Source organism: Thiomicrorhabdus cannonii (assembly GCF_013391695.1).
Lineage (GTDB): Bacteria > Pseudomonadota > Gammaproteobacteria > Thiomicrospirales > Thiomicrospiraceae > Thiomicrorhabdus > Thiomicrorhabdus cannonii.
Map to the genome: position 1 here is coordinate 1 of NZ_JACBGH010000056.1, position 255 is coordinate 255.

The 255-nt window shown below is 51.8% G+C and carries 1 protein-coding gene; it reads left to right on the forward strand.

Annotation, left to right across the window (positions count from 1 at the left end):
• A partial coding sequence (locus HZ297_RS11945; protein ID WP_178863994.1) for an Ig-like domain-containing protein occupies positions 1–255 on the forward strand: 255 nt, incomplete at both ends.

Below are 255 nucleotides of genomic sequence, written 5' to 3' on the forward strand. Positions count from 1 at the left end.
TAAGCATTTTGGATGAAGACTCCAGTGCCAATATTGACGTACTGGCCAATGACAGCGATTTGGACGGTGATACCATCACAGTACAAAGCGTGACTCAACCTGCGCACGGTAATGTTGTGATTGAAGGTGACGGCACCGTCACCTACACACCGGTTGCCGACTACAACGGTCCTGACAGCTTCACCTACACCATCACCGACGGCCAAGGCGGAACAGATACCGCAATGGTGACGTTAACAGTCAACCCGCAGAATG